The organism is Actinospica acidithermotolerans (assembly GCF_018139625.1).
GTDB classification, from domain to species: Bacteria; Actinomycetota; Actinomycetes; order Streptomycetales; family Catenulisporaceae; genus Actinospica; species Actinospica acidithermotolerans.
On sequence record NZ_JAGSOH010000036.1, the window covers coordinates 1 to 16,477 of the forward strand.

A 16,477-nucleotide genomic window follows, 5' to 3' on the forward strand; every position below is an offset into this window, starting at 1 on the left:
GGAGATCGTCGTGCGGGTGGGTCCGGACGTGGAGATCGAGTTCGGCGGGCTGACGATTCTGGTCCCGGCGGACTGCCCGACCGGAGGTCCGCCGCAGCCGTTCCCGCTCTCCTCGTCCTGAGCGCGGCCCGCCGCCGCGGGCGGCTCGGTCAGCGCAGCCCGGCGATGAACTCGAGGGCGTGCTTGATGTTCTCGGGCAGCCCGGCGACGGAGTCGAGCACCAGCCGGCGATCGGTCCAGGGCTCGTACCCGGCGCGCACCCGTTCGACGTCGTCCCAGGTCGGGTCCTCGAAGCCCTCGATGCCGCGGTCGCGTTCCTCCAGCCGGCGCCGGTGCAGCTGGGGCGAGGAGCAGACGACCTCGATGAAGGCCAGGCGCACCCGGCGCCGGGCGGCGAGCGCGCGCCACTGCCGGCGGGCCGGCTCGACCGCGTTGACCGCGTCGACGATCACGCTCTGGCCCACGGCGAGGATCCCGTCCGCCACCGCCTCGGCGACGAGGTAGGCGGCGAGCCCGGTCGGCTGGTCGCGGCCGATCCCGGAGCGGCGCAGCGCCGCCTCGATCGGGTCCACCGAGACGAGGGCCGCGGACAGCGAGCCGCCGAGGCCGGCGGCGATCGAGCTCTTGCCCGAGGCGGGCAGTCCGGCCATCGCAATCAGCATGCCAGAACTCTGCCATAAGGCCTGGTTAAGGCGGAAGGCCGGGCGGCCCCGTGCCCGCCGCGCGGATCAGTCGATGCGCACCGGGCCGTTCTCGGTGCGGAAGTCCACCGCCACCAGCCCCGCCTCGTCGTAGGCGTTGCGCAGGTCGGCGGGCTCGAGCCAGTTGACCTTCAGCTCCGGCAGCGGATCGTGCTCCGGGTCGCCGAGCCAGCCGAGCACCAGGTCCCGGTCCCCGGAGATCTCCAGCCGGTCGATCTCCGGCAGCGGCTCCGCGCCGTACGAGGGGTGCAGCTCGGGCGGGCAGTCCCAGCAGATCAGGTAGGGCAGCTGCGGGTCGTCGATCAGGTCGAGCACGCCGATCTGGTGCCACTCCAGCAGCTTGCCGTCCGGCCGCCTTCGCTGCCCCTGGGCCGCCTCGCGCCCGAGCCGCTTCTCGAACGGCCCCAGGTCCTCGACCCCGACCACCCAGCCGAGCCAGCCGCCGCCGAGCTCGGCCCGCCGCTTGACCGCCCGCCCGAACGGCGCCGAATCGGTCGCCGGGTGCTCGAGCGGGGCGACGACCTCGACGTAGGCCCCGTCGGGCAGCGGCAGCACCGCGTTGCGGGTGCCGAAGCGCGGGTGCACGCCGCCGTCCCGGAACGGGGCGCCGAGCAGCGAGCCGAGCCGGGAGACGGTCGAGGAGAACGCGTCGAGTTCGACGGCGTAGGAGATGTGGTCGAGACGCATGTCTCTGACCCTACCCGGCCCGGGACAAATCGATACGCATCGACAGGTTCTGTCACCGGAAGTCGTACGCTCGGCCCGCGGAAGTCGTACGGTCGGGCCACCAGGGCGCCCCACCCGGACAGCCCATAGAGTTGCCGTGACGGATCACGAACGGGATGTCAGGAGAACGGTGATGAGCTCACCCCACATCGGCTACGCGGCGATGCTCGAGCAGTTCGGGCCCATCGAGGTCACCGGCTACAGCGCCGCGGCCGAGGCCGCCGGGTTCACCGGCGTGATGGCCGCCGACCACTTCCAGCCGTGGGTGCCGCAGCAGGGCAGCGCCCCGTTCGTCTGGAACGTGCTGACCGCGATCGGCGCGCGCACCCAGGGCGACCTCGGCCCCGGCGTGACCTGCCCGTCCTTCAAGATGCACCCGGCGATCGTGGCGCAGGCCTCGGCGACGCTGGCCGCGATGTACCCGGGCCGGCACTGGCTCGGCCTCGGCGCGGGCGAGGCGCTGAACGAGCACGTGGTCGGCGGCTACTGGCCGGAGGGCCCGGAGCGCTCGGCGCGCATGTGGGAGGCCCTGGAGATCATCAAGAAGCTGTTCGCCTCCGGCCGCACCGGCAAGGAGACCAAGCACGCGGGCAGGTACTTCCAGCTCGAGACCTGCCGGCTGTGGACCGTCCCGGAGCAGGACCCGGAGATCTACATCGCCACCGCGGGCCCGCTCAACGCCAAGCGCACCGGCAGGCTCGCCGACGGCATCATCACCCCGGGCGCGGCGCCGGCGAAGATCGAGATGGTGCTCGGCAAGTTCGCCGAGGGCGCCCGCGAGGCGGGCAAGGACCCGGAGACCATGCCGAAGATCCTGCAGCTGCACCTGTCCTGGGCCGAGACCGACGAGCAGGCGCTGGCCAACGCGATGACCGAGTGGCCCAACGGCGGGATGAAGTTCGACAAGGGCGACATCCGCTCGCCGTACCACTTCGAGCAGATGGCCAAGCTGGTCCGCCCGGAGGACTTCGACGGCCGGATGGTCATCAGCGCGGACCCGGACGTGCACCGCGCCGAGATCCAGCGCTACCTCGACCTGGGCTTCGACCGCATCTACCTGCACAACGTCGGGCGCAACCAGACCGAGTGGATCGAGGCGTTCGGCCGCGAGGTGCTCCCCAAGCTCAGCCGGTAGCCTCCGGCCGCGCAGACCGCGAACCTCCCCGCCCCCGTCCCGCGTGTCCGGGGCGGGGGCGGGGCCGCTTTTCGCGTCCGCCCTGGCGGGCGGTACCCCGCAAGGGTGGCGCAATTGCATATGCATTTTTGGGCAAAACGGCCCCGTGAGGCCCGCCGATGCGCCAGACTCGTACCCGCGGGCGCGAACGGATTCGTACATTCGAACGGCGACCCGCTGAGCTGAACATACGAAAATCGGGAGCGAGGCGGGGATGAGCCGCAGGCGGCGTCGCGAGCGCGAGCCGGGACGGGTCCGCAAGACCGTCGAGGTGCTGGTGTCCGGGCTGTTCGGGATGGCGGTCGTCGGCGTGGTCGTCGCCCTGCTGCAGAGCGGTGCGAGCCCCTCCCCCTCGCCGAGCCCGGCCGCCACGGTCTCCGACCGGTCCTTCCCCGGCGACGGCGCGAACGGCGGCCCGGTCAGCGTCCGCAGCGCCGATCCCGGCACCGTCGAGACCACCGGCCAGGTCAACGCGGCGGCCACCGGCACGATCCCGAGCAGCCCGGCGCAGGGGGCCCAGGGCGCGCAGGCCACCGGGCAGACCGAGCCCGCCGATCCGACCACGTCCGCGACGCAGAGCTCTGGCACGGCGAAGTCGAGCGCCTCGGCCTCGTCATCGAGCACCGCGACGGCGAGCTCCACCGCCTCGTCGAGCGGCGGGGGCCTCGGCGGACTGGTCGGCGGCGTGGTGGGCGGGGTCCTCGGGCTGCTCTGAGAGCGAATCAGATCCCTGTGTTCAATTCGATCATCCTGCTAGCGTACGAGGATGGGACGCACACAGGACGGCAGCGCGGGCGACGCGGACTACGGCAGGATCGGCACCGGCTACGCGGGCTACCGGCGGCCCGAGCCGCGGATCGCGGCGGTCATCGAGCAGGCGCTGGCGGGCGCGAAGACGCTCGTGAACGTCGGGGCCGGCACCGGATCCTACGAGTCGCAGGCCTTTGAGGTAACTGCGGTCGAGCCGTCCGCCACGATGCGCGCGCAGCGACCGGCGCACCTCTCCCCCGCGATCGACGCGGTCGCCGAGGCGCTCCCGTTCCCGGACGACGCCTTCGACGCCGCGATGACCACCTACAGCGTGCACCAGTGGAGCGACCTTAAGGCGGGCCTGCGCGAGATGCGCCGCGTCGCCCGCGGCCCGGTGGTCGTCGTCGGCGGCGACCCGGACCGCGTCCGGGACTACTGGCTGGCCGAGTACGCGCCGGAGATGATGGAGATCGAGGCGCGACGGTACCCCACGATCGGCGAGATCGCCGAGACGCTCGGCGGCATCGTCGAGGTGACGCAGATCCCCATCCCCTTCGACTGCACCGACGGCTTCATCGAGGCCTACTACGGCCGCCCGGAAGCGCTCCTCGATCCCGAGGCGCGCAAGGCCTGCTCCGCCTGGAGCCTCGTCGACGAGCAGCGCGCCGCGCGGTACGTCGAGGCGCTGAGCGAGGCGATCGAGTCAGGGGCCTGGGACGCGCGGCACGGTCACCTGCGCACGCAGCCGTCCTTCGACGGGTCCCTCGTGCTGATCAAGGCGACCCCCGCGTAGCGCGGCTCAGTTGTACGAGTAGTAGTCCACCAGCGCCCGCAGCTCGGCGACCGCCGAGCGCGCGGCGTTGAGCCCGTCGGCCGGCTGGATGCCCATCACCGAGAGCGTCGTGCCGTCGTCGAGGTCGAGCAGCACCCACGGGTCGCCCGAGCGCAGGTTCACGGTCACGATCTGCGCCCACTCGAGCCGGTGGGTACGCAGCATGTTGACGACGGTCAGCCCCTCGGCGTCGGCGACGGCCTTCGGCCGGGCGAGCACCATCAGCACGACGGCGCCCGCGAAACCGATGCAGGCGAAGGCGATCCGGTCCGGCAGCGGCCACGGCTCGCCGCCGTCCGACGGCAGCGTGGCGGCGATCGCCGTCATGCTGCCCGCCAGAACGGCGGCCACGGTGTAGATGATCGTCCGGGTGCGGTGCGGCCGCCAGGTCACCGGCAGCGCGGGCAGTTCGCCGCTCCGGCCGCCGCCCGGGCCGCCCAGCTCCCCACCGCCGAACTCGGCGCCGTCCCGCCCGCGGAACGGGTGTCCGTTCGGCGCCATCGAGTCCATCCGCTTCTACTCCGGTGTAGCCGTGCAGGGTCCGAGCAACCGGCCGAGAACCCGCGAATTCCAGGCCACGTACGAGATCCGGCCTAGATGCGGCACGCCCTGATGTCGGTCACGAGGATAGCGCGTGCGCCGATCTCCCAGAGGTCGTCCATGATGCTCTGGGTCCGCTCCCGCGGCACCATCGCGCGCACCGCGACCCAGCCCTCCGAATGCAGCGGACTGACCGTGGGCGACTCGAGACCCGGCGTCAGGTCCACCGCCTCCTGCAGCCGCTCCGCGCGGATGTCGTAGTCCATCATCACGTACTTGCGCGCCACCAGGACGCCCTGCAGCCGGCGCAGGAACTGCTCCGTGCCCGGGGCGGGATCGGCGTCGCGCCGCTTGATCACCACGGCCTCGGACTCGAGGATCGGTGAGCCGATCAGCTCCAGGCCCGCCTGCCGCAGCGTCGTGCCGGTCGAGACCACGTCCGCGATCACGTCGGCCACGCCGAGCTGGATGGAGATCTCCACGGCGCCGTCCAGCTTGACCACCTCGGCCGGCACGCCGGCCCGGTCCAGGTGCGACTGCACGATGCCCGGGTACGAGGTGGCGATCCGGCGGCCCTTGAGGTCCTCGAGCGTGGACCCGGTGCCCGGCCGCCCGGCGAAGCGGAAGGTGGACTTGCCGAAGCCGAGCGGCAGGATCTCCTCGGCGTCGGCACGCGAGTCGAGCAGCAGATCGCGTCCGGTGATCCCGATGTCGAGCCGCCCGGAGCCCACGTACACCGCGATGTCGCGCGGCCGCAGGTAGAACAGCTCGACCCCGGCGTCCGGGTCGATCACCATCAGCTCGCGGTCCTTGCGCTGCCGGTAGCCGGCCTCATGGAGCATCTCGCCCGCCGCCTCGGAGAGGGATCCCTTGTTGGGCACGGCGATGCGAAGCATGGGGCTGTTTCCGTCCTTCTCGATGGTGATTTCCCGGTAATCCACTGGATACCGACGTTACAGAGTCCGGTAGACGTCGTCGAGCGAGATGCCGCGCGCGACCATCAGCACCTGCAGGTGGTACAGCAGCTGGCTGATCTCCTCGGCGGTGCGCTCGTCGCCCTCGTGCTCGGCGGCCATCCACACCTCGGCGGCCTCCTCGACGACCTTCTTGCCGATCGCGTGCACGCCGGCCTGGACCAGCTCCACGGTCCGCGAGCCCGGCGTGCCCGCCGCGGCCTTCGCCTTGAGCTCCTCGAACAGCGCCTCGAAGGTCTTCGGCGCGCGCTCCCCGCTCACCGCTCCCCCAGGTTCTTCAGGGTCAGCGCGGTGGCGACGGCGCTGAGCGCGGCCTCGCGGCCCTTGTCCTCGGCGGAGCCGGGCAGGCCGGCGCGGTCGATCGCCTGCTGCTCGTCGTCCGTGGTGAGCACGCCGAAGCCGACCGGGATGCCGGACTCGACGGCGACCTTGGTCAGGCCGTCGGTGGCCGCCTGGCAGACGTACTCGAAGTGCGGGGTGCCGCCGCGGATGACCACGCCCAGCGCGACGATCGCGTCGTAGCGGTTCTTGGCCAGCGCGTGCGCGGCGACCGGCAGCTCGAAGCAGCCGGGGACGCGCACGAGCGTGGGCTCGTCGATCCCGTGCTCGGCCAGCGCCTTGACGGCGTTGGTCACGAGGGCGTCCATCACCTCGGTGTGCCACTGGGCGGCCACGATCGCGACGCGCAGGTGCGCGCAGCGCTTGAGGTCCGCCGGGTTGATGCCGAGCTCGGGGGCTCCGCTGCCTGCCACTTCGGAGTGCTCCTTCGTACCGTGTCGAGCTGCTGGAAACAGACGTTATCGCTTCACCGGGTCAGACCCGGTGCGCCGTCCGGTATGCGATCAGGTCCGCGATCGAGATCAGCGCGAGACCATGCTCGCGCGCGAACGCGCGCAGTTCGGGGAGCCGCGCCATGGTGCCGTCGTCGTTGACGATCTCGACCAGGACGCCCACCGGGTTGAGCCCGGCCAGCCGGGCCAGGTCGACGGCCGCCTCGGTGTGCCCGGGGCGCTCGATCACGCCGCCGGGCCGGGCGCGCAGCGGGAAGACGTGTCCCGGCCGGGTCAGGTCGTCCGGCCCGGTGCCCCGGGCCGAGAGCAGCCGGATGGTGTGCGCCCGGTCGGCCGCGCTGATCCCGGTGGTCACGCCCTCGCGCGCGTCCACGGTGACGGTGAACGCGGTGCCCTTGCGGTCCTGGTTGACCGCGGTCATCGGCGGCAGGTCCAGCGCGTCGGCCCGGTCGTCGTACATCGGGGCGCAGATCACGCCGCTGGAGTAGCGGACCGTGAAGGCCAGCAGCTCCGGGGTGGCGTGCTCGGCGGCGAAGATGATGTCGCCCTCGTTCTCCCGGTCCTCGTCGTCGACGACCACGACTGGCCGGCCGGCGGCGATCTCCAGCAGCGCGGTCTCGATCGTGTCGAGGCCGGTGTCGGCGGCCTGCAGCGTGGCGTTCATGCGTGGACTCCTTCGACGACGGGGGCGGACTCGATCGGGGCGGGCGCCGGGGCGGTGCGGGCGAGCCGGATCCACTGCCGCAGCCCCGCGATGACCAGCACGAAGTAGACCGCGTAGGTGAAGCCGGAGACCGGCAGCCCGCTGTGGAAGGCGAGCGGCACGCCGACCACGTCCACCGCGATCCAGACGAACCAGAACTCGACCCAGCCGCGCCCCTGGCACAGTGTCGCGGCGAGCGAGCCCACGAAGATGTACGCGTCGGGCAGCGGGGCCCAGGAGGAGTGGGTGGCCGAGAGCAGCCAGGCGAAGCCGAGGGTGCCGACGGCGAGGAAGCCGAGCAGCGCGAGCCGCTCGGCGCCGCGGGCCCAGCGGATCGTGACTCCCTGCGGGTGCTCCGCGCCGCGCTGCCGGTTCCAGCGCCACCAGCCGTAGGAGGCGGCGGCGACGACCACGAGCTGCCGCGCGGCGTTGCCGCCGAGGTGCACCGACATCGAGGCGCCGAACAGCAGGATCGCGCCGGTGATCTGCACCGGCCAGGCCCACAGGGACCGGCGTATCGCGAGGGCGACGGTCGCCAGGCCGAGCAGGTTGCCCAGCAGATCGGACCAGCGCACGGTTTCGCCGCCGAGCTGGAAGGCGACCGCGTTCGCCCAGCCGAACAGGCCGTTCACCGGGCGCTCCCGGCGGCGGCGCCGAGCAGCTTCTCGGTGTACTTGGCGATCACGTCGACCTCGAGGTTGACCCGGGCGCCCGGCTGCTTGACCCCGAGGGTGGTCTGCGCGAGGGTCGCCGGGATCAGCGAGACGGTGAAGTCCGGCTGCTCGCCGTCGGTGATGTCGCTGACGGTGAGGCTGATGCCGTCGACCGTGATCGAGCCCTTCTCCACGACGTAGCGGGCCAGGCCGGCGGGCAGCGAGACGCGCACCAGCTCCCAGTGCTCGCCGGGGGTGCGCTCCAGAACGGTGCCGGTGCCGTCGACGTGGCCCTGCACGATGTGCCCGCCGAAGCGGCCGTTCGCCACCATCGGGCGCTCGAGGTTGACCGGGTCGCCGGGCTTGAGGTCGCCGAGGCTGGAGCGGCTGAGCGACTCGGCCATCACGTCGGCGGTGAACTCGCCGCCCTTGAGGCTGGCCGCGCCGGTCTCGTCGACGACGGTCAGGCAGACGCCGTTGACGGCGATGGACGCGCCGTGGACGGCGTCCGAGGTGACGACGGGGCCGCGCACCGTGTAGCGCGCGGCGTCGGGCAGGTTCTCGATGGCGACGATCTCGCCGAGTTCCTCGATGATTCCGGTGAACACCGCAGTTGCTCCCTCATCCACACCTGGTCTGGTGCTCCGAGGGATCGCGGGAGGCGGAAGGACGGGGCGTGCGGCGGCACGGCACCTGCGAGCCGAACGCGGAATGCTGCCCCCGACTGCCGTGTCGGGGCACGTTCGACCGGGCGCGGCCGGGCCGACGTCCCGCGTGCCGCCTCCCATCCGGACTTTCGGCCGCCGCCCGCCGCGCTTCGCGCTGCGAGTCGACCGCCGATCACCGTCGGTCCCGGAGTTTCACCGGGTCAACCTTCGGCTCTGTCGCCAGAGCCAGCCGGGTCGCGGACTGTAACCGCCGGTTCGGAGTTTCACCGACCCCGGGGCACGCTGTCGTCTCTACGCAACAGTGTGCCATGCGATCTCATTCCCGTGTCCAGCGGATTGCCGGGTGGTTCCTGTCACATCCGGCCGCGGCGACGCGTCGGTGCGGCAGGGGATCCGGCCGCGCCGGTCTCAGGAGGTGGCGGCGAGCGCCAGCGTGGCCCCGCCGACGGCGAGCACCGCGAGCACGGACCCTGAGATAAGCACCGCGCGCTTGGGCACGGCGAGTCCCGCGGCGTTGCAGCGTTCGAACCACAGCAGCATGGCCAGCGAGCCCCACGGCGTGATCAGCGGACCGGCGTTGGTGCCGATCAGCAGCGCGAGCAGCTGAGTGTGGTTTCCCAGCGGGATGACGGCCTCGCCGGCGATGTAGGCGGGAAGGTTGTTGACGGCGTTCGCCAGCCCCAGCCCCGTACCCGCGGCCCGCAACTGCCCGACGAATCCGCCGTCCGTGCCGATGAGATGCCCCACGAGCGTGTCCAGCCCGTGCACGCTCAGCGTCTCGACGATCAGGAACATCCCGACCACGTTCGCGATCAGCCGCCACGGCAGCAGCGACCAGCGCAGCTGCTCGCGCCGCCGGAAGAAGAACGCGACGACGGTGACTCCCGCCGCGGCCGCCGACGCGAGCGCCAGCGGCGCCCCCGCGACGATCGCGATGACGAACAGCGCGCACGCGACCCCGGCGAACGTGCACAGCACCGGATCGGCGGGCCGGAACGGCGCCGGCGGGGTGAACCTCGCGGCCCCGCCCCGCCGCCCGCGCCGCCAGAAGAAGACCCACAGCACGATCATCGTCGCCGCCACGCTGACGGCCTCCGGCGCCGCCATCCGCGCCGCGAACTCGGCGGTCGGCAGCGCGACCCGGTCGGCCGCGAGCAGGTTCGTCAGATTGCCGACCGGCAGCAGCAGGCTCGCCGTGTTCGCCAGGAACGCCGTCGTCACCGCGAGCGGCAGCGGCGCCACCCCCGCCCGATCCGCGAGCGCCAGCATGATCGGCGTGAGCAGCACCGCCGTCGTGTCGAGGTTCAACCCCACGGTGACCAGCACCGCCAGCAGCACGCACAGCAGGAACAGCACCGCGAACCGCCCCCGCGAAATGATCGCGAGCCGCGTCGCCAGCACATCGAACGTCTGCGCCTGACTCGTCAGCTCCGCCAGGATCACGACGCTGAACAGAAACGCCAGGATCGGCCGGATCCGATCGATGATCGCACCGGCGTCCGCGGCAGGCAGCGCCCCCGTGGCCCAGCACAGGATCCCGACCCCCAGCAACCCGAGCGCGAGCAGATCCAGCGGATGCGGGCGGAGGCGTGTCACCCGGCGCATTCTTCCGCCCAAGATCCGGGAAAGTCCACCGGGGTCCAGGTCTGCAGGCGAGAGCGGGCACCATTGCACAACCTATGTCCGAAATGCCCGGAGTTACGTGCCGCTTGCGCCCGTCACGTCATCCGGCGCTTCGCCGCGGGTGCGCGGTGGGTTCGCCGTGCCAAGCGTCCGCCCCTTCGCCGGGATTCGCCGCCGCACCTCACCTCGGCCCCTTCGCTACGGCCCCCGCGCCTCACCTCCCGATGCTTCGCTGAGATTTTTCCCCGCCTTTCGCCGCTGCCCTTGCGCCGCGGTCTCGCCGCCCCTCAGCTCCGCCCCTTCGCCGAGGTCTCACCGCCCCTTGCGTCCGCCCCTTCGCCGCGGTCTCACCCCGCCGCGGTCTCGCCGCCCTCACCTGGGCCCCTTCGCCGAGGTCTCACCGCCCCTTGCGTCCGCTCCGCTCGGGTTGGGCCTGTTATCTGTGGTCAGGCGCGCGCCCTGGGCATCAGTCGCGCCCCCGCCACCGCCGAGGTGACCTCGGCCAGCCTGGTGAGCCGCAGCACCTCGAAGCGGTGGAAGTTCGGGTCGCCGAGCCGGCAGACCAGCACGCGCACGCCGCTGGCGCCGACCGGCGCCGACGCGTAGTGCGCCGAGCCGAAGGTCACGGCGCTCGCGCGCGGCGGCAGGTCGGGCAGCACGGGCTCGGCCGGCGCATCCCAGCTGCGCGCCACGACCGCGCCGCCCGGCTCCTGCGAGAGCACGAGGGCCCAGTCGGCGCCGAGGATGCGCGGCAGCGCGTCGGCCAGCAGGTTCAGCGCGGCGCGCGGGTCGGCGGCGATCCGGCCGAGCAGGTCGAGGTCGGGGAACGCGCCGGGCACCTCGCCGGAGGGCCGCATCCCCTCGAGCGTGACGCCGCCGAGGCCGCGCAGCGCAGCCTCCAGCGCGGGGCGCCGGTGCTCCTCCGGCATGAACACGGTGATCTCGTCGAGCGCCCGCCCCTGCTCCCGGCTGAGCACGTTGACCTGCACGATGTCCGCGCCGCACGCGCCGAGTTCCCGGGTGACCTGACCGAGCGCCCCCGGTCGGTCCGCCACCCACAGTCGCAGCCTGAGCAGCATACTCATGTCCTCTCCGTCCGGCGCGCCGCCGAGCGGTCCGTGCCCGGGCACGATCCAGTCAAACCGCCCGCCGTTTCCACACCGTTGCGTCCGGGTCACAACCGGGGTGCGCGAGCCACGTCACACTGCGCCACCCGGCTGAATCCGCCGCCGCACGGCGTCACCTGCGGCCGCGCCGCCGCCCAGCGAGTACGAGCCCTGCGAAGCCGGCCGCGAACAGCGCCCCCGCGACGAGCTCGTGGCTGCGGAACCGGTCCGGCGCCTCGTCCTGTATCCGCCCGTGGAACTCGTCGAACCGGCGTGGGAAGAACGAGTGCCCGAAGAAGATCTTCGACGGCTTGTTGAGGTCGGGGAACGCCGCGCCGGCCATTCCCGCGAACACCGCGACCCGGTCGGCCGGCCGCGCCGCCGCCGTCGCCGCGCCCATGACGGCCAGGCCGGTCAGCCCGTCCGCCACCGCCACCCGCATGAAGTGCTCGTGGCTCTCGAACCGCCCCCAGTGCGGAATCGCGTCGAGCACCAGGTGCGAGGCGAACCCCGTGGCGAACGCGGCCCACGGGCCGCGCGCCGTCGCCCCGATGATCGCGCCGGACAGAACGTGGTTCGTGACGAGCATGAGATCAGTCTCCCCCATTCACCCGTACTGCGTATCCCTTCGCTGTCAGGCACCTGTCAGGCGCCGGATTTTAGCCCGTTAGGGTGATCTTTCCGAAATACCCGCCTTGGCAGCCGACGGGCCGTCAGGCTGGTCCGGACGGCCCCGAACGGGGCCGCGTAATTCCCGGCATTGGAGGGAGGTGGGAGTATGTCTGTCATGACGCGAGAGCTTCCGATGTGCGAGCAGGATGAGGTCGCCCCCCATCCGACGCGGAACTACGCGACTGTGCTGCGTGCGGTGTATGCGGAGATCGACCCGCCGGAGGGCTACCGGGTCGAGATCGTGGAGGGGCAGATCACCGTGTCACCGACGCCGGCGCCGGCGCCGGCGCACGCATATATCACCGGCTTGATCAGAAGCGCGGTGGATGCCGGCCTGCCCAATGAGTTCGGCGCCTACGAGAACCTGTCGTGCGAAGAACCCGAGATCGACTGCTACATCCCGGACCTCGCGGTCTGGCCCCGTGAACTGCTGCGCAATGAGACCCACTGGGCCCTGCCGGGTGGCGAATGCCTCCTCGCGGTCGAGGTGACCTCACCGAAACAGGCCAGGCGCGACTATGCGAAGGCCGCCGGATACGCGCGTTCCGGAATTCCGATGTACCTCCTCGTCGACAGGCAGCGCCAGACGTGCGTGCTCTTCACGGTGCCGGAGGGGGATGAATACCGGGAGCGGCATGAGATTCCGTTCGGCAAGCCGGTGACGCTGCCACTCGACCCGCCCGTGACGATCGACACCGCAGAGTTCTGACCGACTGCCGTGCGGCCAGGCGCCGCACGGCGGATTCGGCGGGCTCAGCCGTCGAAGCGGTCGAACTCCAGGACGCGGAGGATGGCGCGGCCGGCGGCGTCGGAGGCGGCGAGGTCGACCTCGGCGCGCAGGTGCCAGTCGTGGTTGTGGGCCGGGTCGTCGAGGATCTGGCGGGCCTTCCAGACGGTCGGGCCCTCCTCGATCTCGAAGAGCTTGGGGCCGCGGGCGTCGGGGCCGGTGCCGAGTTCCTCGTGCTCGTCGAAGTAGTCGCCGAGCGCCTCGTCCCAGTCGTCGAACTCCCAGGGGCCGGTCCACTCCTCGGTGTGCTCGAGGCCTTCGGCGTCCTCGGCGTCGAGGGCGACGAGGGCTTCGACCTCGTCGCGGGCGGCGAGTTCGACGCGGCGGAACAGGGCGTTGCGGACGAGCACCCGGAAGGCGCGGCGGTTGCCGGTGACCGGGGGCGGCGCGTCGTCGAGGGCGGCCTGGGCCGCGGCGTGCGCCTCGGGGTTGCGCAGGGCCTCCCACTCGTCGACGAGGCTGGAGTCGATCTGCCGGACCGTCTCGCCGAGCCATTCGATCAGGTCGACGAGGTCGTCGCGCTTGATCGACTCCGGGATGGTGTGGCTGAGCGTGCGGTAGGCGTCGGCCAGGTAGCGCAGCACGATGCCCTCGACGCGGGCCAGGTCGTAGGCGGCGATGAAGTCGGCGAAGGTCATCGCCTGCTCGTACATCTCGCGGACCACGGACTTCGGGCTGACCGGGTGGTCGCCGATCCACGGGTGGGCGCGGCGGTAGGTGGCGTAGGCGTGCTCGAGCATCTCCTCGAGCGGCTTCGGGTACGCGATGTCGGCGACGCGCTCCATCCGCTCCTCGTACTCGACGCCGTCGGCCTTCATCGCGGCGATGGCCTCGCCGCGCGCCTTCTTCTCCTGCGCGATCAGGATCTGGCGCGGGTCGTCGAGGATCGACTCGATGATGGAGAGCAGGTCGAGCGCGTAGGACGCGGACTCGGGGTCGAGTAGGTCGAACGCGGCCAGCGCGAAGGTGGACAGTGCCTGGTTCAGGGCGAAGTCCTGCTGGAGGTCGACGGTGAGGCGGACGGTGCGTCCGGTCTCGTCGGGGGTCTCCAGGCGCTCGACGACGCCCGCGTCCAGCAGCGAGCGGTAGATGGCGATCGCGCGGTGGATGTGCTTGCGCTGGGCGGCGCGCGGCTCGTGATTGTCCGTCAGCAGCTTGCGCATCGCCTCGAAGGCGTTGCCGGGCCGGGCGATGATGGCCAGCAGCATCGCGTGGGTGACCTGGAAGCGGGAGACGAGCGGCTCGGGCTCGGCGTCGATGAGCTTCTCGAAGGTCTGGTCGCTCCAGTTGACGAAGCCCTCCGGCGGCTTCTTCCGGGTGTAGCCGCGCCGCCGCTTCGGGTCGTCGCCGATCTTGGCGAGCGCGCGCTCGTTCTCGATGACGTGGTCGGGGGCCTGCGCGGCGACGTAGCCGATGGTGTCGAAGCCGGCCCGGCCGGCCCGTCCGGCGATCTGGTGGAACTCGCGGGCGCGCAGCAGGCGGGAGCGGCGGCCGTCGTATTTGGACAGGGCGGTGAACAGCACGGTCCGGATCGGCACGTTGACGCCGACGCCGAGGGTGTCGGTGCCGCAGATGACCTTGAGCAGGCCGGCCTGGGCCAGGCGCTCGACGAGGCGGCGGTACTTGGGCAGCATGCCCGCGTGGTGCACGCCGATGCCGTGCCGGATGAAGCGCGAGAGCGTGCGGCCGAAGCGGGTGGTGAACCGGAAGCCGCCGAGCAGCTCGGCGATCGCGTCCTTCTCCGCGCGCGAGCACACGTTCAGGCTCATCAGCGACTGGGCGCGCTCGATCGCCGCGGCCTGGGTGAAGTGCACGATGTAGACCGGCGCCTGGCCGCCTTCCAGCAGCTCCTGGACGGTCTCGTGCAGCGGAGTCATCCGGTACGAGTACGACAGCGGGACCGGGCGTTCGGCGGAGCGGACGGTGACCGTGTCCTTGCCGGTGCGCCGCTTGAGGTCCAGCTCGAAGCGCTCGACCTCGCCGAGGGTGGCGGACATCAGCAGGAACTGGCTCTGCGGCAGCTCCAGCAGCGGGATCTGCCAGGCCCAGCCGCGGTCCGGGTCCGCGTAGAAGTGGAACTCGTCCATGACCACGAGCCCGGCCTCGGCCTGGGCGCCGTCGCGCAGCGCGATGTTGGCCAGCACCTCGGCGGTGCAGCAGATGATGGGCGCGCCCGGGTTGACCGACGCGTCGCCGGTCATCATGCCGACCTGCGCGGACCCGAAGGCGTCGCAGAGGTCGAAGAACTTCTCCGAGACCAGCGCCTTGATCGGCGCGGTGTAGAAGGACCGCTCCCCGCGGGCGAAGGCCGCGAACACCGCGCCCGCCGCGACCAGGGACTTGCCGGAGCCGGTCGGGGTGGCCAGGATGACGTTCCCGCCGCTGGTCAGCTCGATCAGCGCCTCCTGCTGCGCCGGGTAGAGGCCGATGCCGCGGCCGGCGACCCAGGCCTCGAACGCGGAGTACAGGGAGTCCGGGTCGGTCGTGTCCGGCAGGTGGTCGAAGAGGTTCACCGGGACATCATCTCAGGACGGCGGACCTGCTCGGAGTCATCGGGGACAGGATGGAGCACGGCGCGGGCGACGGCGCGGACCACCCCGCGGCCGACCGGTTAGCTGCGCGCGGAAAATCTCATCGGAGGCGGACCGCATCGCGGGCGACGGCGCGGACCACCCCGCGGCCGACCCGTCGGCGCGCGGGGAAAATCTCATCGGAGGCGGACCGCAACGCGGACTACGGCGCGGACCACCCCGCGGCCGACCGGTCAGTTGCGCGCGGAAAATCTCATCGGGGGCGGAGCGCATCGCGGGCGACGTCCGTTCCCACCTGCCCCGGAGTTCTCATGATGATCGCAGCCGACGTCTTCCATACATTAAGGCTCGACCGGTAATCTTTGCGGCCATGGTGCTGAGAAGGCTGCTGCCCGGACGCAAGACCGACTCCGCGCGCGAGGGCGCGCCGGTGAGCGGCGAGGAGATCGCCGATCTGCTGGAGTCGCTGACCGCCGCGTCGACGTCGGCGACGTGGAAGTGCCGGCACGCCGCCGGCTCGGTGATGGTCGAGGGCACGGTGGACTTCGCGGCGCGCGAGTCCCGGGCGACGGTGATCCGCGGCAAGGCGACCTACGAGTACGTCCGGCGCGGCTCGACCGCGTTCCGGTCGCCGGTGCTGCAGGACGCGCCCGAGGACGCCGAGCAGAGCTGGGAGTACACCTCGGAGACCGACGCCTGCGGGATCCACGCGTACGCGATCCCCGGCGTGCTCGCGGCCGCCGTGCGCGCGGCCTCCGGAAACCTCGGCGTGGGCAAGCCGGAGGAGGTCGGCGAGCGGAAGCTGACCCCGGTCACCGTGACGCTCAAGCCGAAGACCACCGATCCGGACGGCCGGGTGGCCAGGCTCGCCCGCCAGCTGCGCGACCACGGCGCGATGGTGCTGCTGGTGAGCGCGCTGGTCGAGCCCTCTGGCTGGGACGACGAGACCGACGAGCCGACCGGGCCGATGATCGCCCGGCTGCGGCTGGAGCTGCCGCACTGGACCCCGGCGGACAACCCGATGGACGATCACGCCGTCACGGTGGACCTGTTCGATCTGAACGAGCCGGTGGACATCGCGGTGCCGGAGGAGTCGGCGGCGGAGCGCCGCCGCACCAACCGCACCTGCGCGGACCTGGCGCTGTTCTGATACACCGGTGGATGTGCGGGACGCGTTGCACAGTGGAAACCACGTCGTCGCGCGGGAGTGTCGGCGATCTTCGGTAGGGTGACCGCGTGCACGTGG

The 16,477-nt window shown here is 71.8% G+C and carries 17 protein-coding genes and 1 pseudogene; 5 read left to right on the forward strand and 13 right to left on the reverse strand.

The window, feature by feature from the left end:
* Positions 1–149 precede the first annotated feature (149 nt).
* Positions 150–662: a P-loop nucleotide/nucleoside kinase family protein gene (locus tag KDK95_RS14320; RefSeq protein ID WP_212518637.1), complete on the reverse strand. Its 513-nt coding sequence runs from the start codon at positions 660–662 to the stop codon at positions 150–152.
* Between the two features lie 66 nt (positions 663–728).
* Positions 729–1,388 (reverse strand): VOC family protein, encoded by a 660-nt coding sequence (locus KDK95_RS14325; RefSeq protein WP_212518638.1) that lies wholly within the window; start codon positions 1,386–1,388, stop codon positions 729–731.
* Between the two features lie 172 nt (positions 1,389–1,560).
* Between KDK95_RS14325 and KDK95_RS14330 the strand changes: the two genes are divergently transcribed.
* The 3 genes from KDK95_RS14330 to KDK95_RS14340 all read left to right on the forward strand — a co-directional run bounded on the left by KDK95_RS14330 (position 1,561) and on the right by KDK95_RS14340 (position 4,144).
* A complete protein-coding gene (locus KDK95_RS14330; protein ID WP_212518639.1) occupies positions 1,561–2,562 on the forward strand; it encodes a TIGR03557 family F420-dependent LLM class oxidoreductase in 1,002 nt (333 codons plus the stop codon).
* Between the two features lie 253 nt (positions 2,563–2,815).
* The gene (locus KDK95_RS14335; protein WP_212518640.1) at positions 2,816–3,316 is read left to right on the forward strand and encodes a hypothetical protein; all 501 of its coding nucleotides are present in this window, start codon (positions 2,816–2,818) and stop codon (positions 3,314–3,316) included.
* Between the two features lie 51 nt (positions 3,317–3,367).
* The gene (locus KDK95_RS14340) at positions 3,368–4,144 is read left to right on the forward strand and encodes a class I SAM-dependent methyltransferase (RefSeq protein WP_212518641.1); all 777 of its coding nucleotides are present in this window, start codon (positions 3,368–3,370) and stop codon (positions 4,142–4,144) included.
* 6 nt (positions 4,145–4,150) lie between these two features.
* Here the strand turns inward: KDK95_RS14340 and KDK95_RS14345 are convergent, their stop codons facing one another.
* The 10 genes and pseudogenes from KDK95_RS14345 to KDK95_RS14390 form a co-directional block, all read right to left on the reverse strand.
* A complete protein-coding gene (locus KDK95_RS14345) occupies positions 4,151–4,693 on the reverse strand; it encodes a PH domain-containing protein (RefSeq protein ID WP_212518642.1) in 543 nt (180 codons plus the stop codon).
* An 83-nt stretch (positions 4,694–4,776) separates the two neighbouring features.
* A complete protein-coding gene (gene hisG, locus KDK95_RS14350; protein ID WP_212518643.1) occupies positions 4,777–5,619 on the reverse strand; it encodes an ATP phosphoribosyltransferase in 843 nt (280 codons plus the stop codon).
* A 57-nt stretch (positions 5,620–5,676) separates the two neighbouring features.
* The gene (locus tag KDK95_RS14355) at positions 5,677–5,958 is read right to left on the reverse strand and encodes a phosphoribosyl-ATP diphosphatase (RefSeq protein WP_212518644.1); all 282 of its coding nucleotides are present in this window, start codon (positions 5,956–5,958) and stop codon (positions 5,677–5,679) included.
* The gene (gene ribH / locus KDK95_RS14360; protein WP_212518645.1) at positions 5,955–6,449 is read right to left on the reverse strand and encodes a 6,7-dimethyl-8-ribityllumazine synthase; all 495 of its coding nucleotides are present in this window, start codon (positions 6,447–6,449) and stop codon (positions 5,955–5,957) included. The genes KDK95_RS14355 and ribH overlap by 4 nt, the downstream gene beginning before the upstream one ends.
* Before the next feature lie 79 nt (positions 6,450–6,528).
* Positions 6,529–7,152, reverse strand: a pseudogene (gene ribB / locus KDK95_RS14365) (3,4-dihydroxy-2-butanone-4-phosphate synthase); the annotation flags it as partial.
* A complete protein-coding gene (gene pnuC / locus KDK95_RS14370; RefSeq protein WP_212518647.1) occupies positions 7,149–7,823 on the reverse strand; it encodes a nicotinamide riboside transporter PnuC in 675 nt (224 codons plus the stop codon). The pseudogene ribB and the gene pnuC, both read right to left, overlap by 4 nt.
* Positions 7,820–8,452 (reverse strand): riboflavin synthase, encoded by a 633-nt coding sequence (locus tag KDK95_RS14375; protein WP_212518648.1) that lies wholly within the window; start codon positions 8,450–8,452, stop codon positions 7,820–7,822. The genes pnuC and KDK95_RS14375 overlap by 4 nt, the downstream gene beginning before the upstream one ends.
* 468 nt (positions 8,453–8,920) lie before the next feature.
* Entirely contained in the window at positions 8,921–10,117 is a 1,197-nt protein-coding gene (locus KDK95_RS14380; protein WP_249161246.1) for an ArsB/NhaD family transporter, read from the reverse strand.
* 464 nt (positions 10,118–10,581) lie between these two features.
* Positions 10,582–11,220 (reverse strand): ACT domain-containing protein, encoded by a 639-nt coding sequence (locus KDK95_RS14385; protein WP_212518650.1) that lies wholly within the window; start codon positions 11,218–11,220, stop codon positions 10,582–10,584.
* 154 nt (positions 11,221–11,374) lie between these two features.
* A complete protein-coding gene (locus KDK95_RS14390; protein ID WP_212518651.1) occupies positions 11,375–11,830 on the reverse strand; it encodes a hypothetical protein in 456 nt (151 codons plus the stop codon).
* 189 nt (positions 11,831–12,019) lie between these two features.
* Here KDK95_RS14390 and KDK95_RS14395 point away from each other — a divergent pair, with 189 nt between their 5' ends.
* Positions 12,020–12,622: a Uma2 family endonuclease gene (locus tag KDK95_RS14395; RefSeq protein ID WP_212518652.1), complete on the forward strand. Its 603-nt coding sequence runs from the start codon at positions 12,020–12,022 to the stop codon at positions 12,620–12,622.
* Positions 12,623–12,666: 44 nt separating this feature from the next.
* Here the strand turns inward: KDK95_RS14395 and KDK95_RS14400 are convergent, their stop codons facing one another.
* Positions 12,667–15,213 carry a DEAD/DEAH box helicase gene (locus KDK95_RS14400; RefSeq protein WP_212518653.1) on the reverse strand — a complete coding sequence of 849 codons (2,547 nt, stop codon included), beginning with the start codon at positions 15,211–15,213 and terminating at the stop codon, positions 12,667–12,669.
* Positions 15,214–15,601: 388 nt separating this feature from the next.
* Here KDK95_RS14400 and KDK95_RS14405 point away from each other — a divergent pair, with 388 nt between their 5' ends.
* Entirely contained in the window at positions 15,602–16,381 is a 780-nt protein-coding gene (locus tag KDK95_RS14405; protein ID WP_212518654.1) for a hypothetical protein, read from the forward strand.
* Positions 16,382–16,477 lie beyond the last annotated feature (96 nt).

Excerpts from the sequence above, each read along its gene's own strand:
- KDK95_RS14320 (WP_212518637.1), bottom strand. The coding sequence starts at position 662 with ATGCTGATTGCGATGGCCGGACTGCCCGCCTCGGGCAAGAGCTCGATC.
- KDK95_RS14325 (WP_212518638.1), bottom strand. The coding sequence starts at position 1,388 with ATGCGTCTCGACCACATCTCCTACGCCGTCGAACTCGACGCGTTCTCC.
- KDK95_RS14330 (WP_212518639.1), top strand. The coding sequence starts at position 1,561 with ATGAGCTCACCCCACATCGGCTACGCGGCGATGCTCGAGCAGTTCGGG.
- KDK95_RS14335 (WP_212518640.1), top strand. The coding sequence starts at position 2,816 with ATGAGCCGCAGGCGGCGTCGCGAGCGCGAGCCGGGACGGGTCCGCAAG.
- KDK95_RS14340 (WP_212518641.1), top strand. The coding sequence starts at position 3,368 with ATGGGACGCACACAGGACGGCAGCGCGGGCGACGCGGACTACGGCAGG.
- KDK95_RS14345 (WP_212518642.1), bottom strand. The coding sequence starts at position 4,693 with ATGGACTCGATGGCGCCGAACGGACACCCGTTCCGCGGGCGGGACGGC.
- hisG (WP_212518643.1), bottom strand. The coding sequence starts at position 5,619 with ATGCTTCGCATCGCCGTGCCCAACAAGGGATCCCTCTCCGAGGCGGCG.
- KDK95_RS14380 (WP_249161246.1), bottom strand. The coding sequence starts at position 10,117 with ATGCGCCGGGTGACACGCCTCCGCCCGCATCCGCTGGATCTGCTCGCG.
- KDK95_RS14385 (WP_212518650.1), bottom strand. The coding sequence starts at position 11,220 with ATGAGTATGCTGCTCAGGCTGCGACTGTGGGTGGCGGACCGACCGGGG.
- KDK95_RS14390 (WP_212518651.1), bottom strand. The coding sequence starts at position 11,830 with ATGCTCGTCACGAACCACGTTCTGTCCGGCGCGATCATCGGGGCGACG.
- KDK95_RS14395 (WP_212518652.1), top strand. The coding sequence starts at position 12,020 with ATGTCTGTCATGACGCGAGAGCTTCCGATGTGCGAGCAGGATGAGGTC.
- KDK95_RS14405 (WP_212518654.1), top strand. The coding sequence starts at position 15,602 with ATGGTGCTGAGAAGGCTGCTGCCCGGACGCAAGACCGACTCCGCGCGC.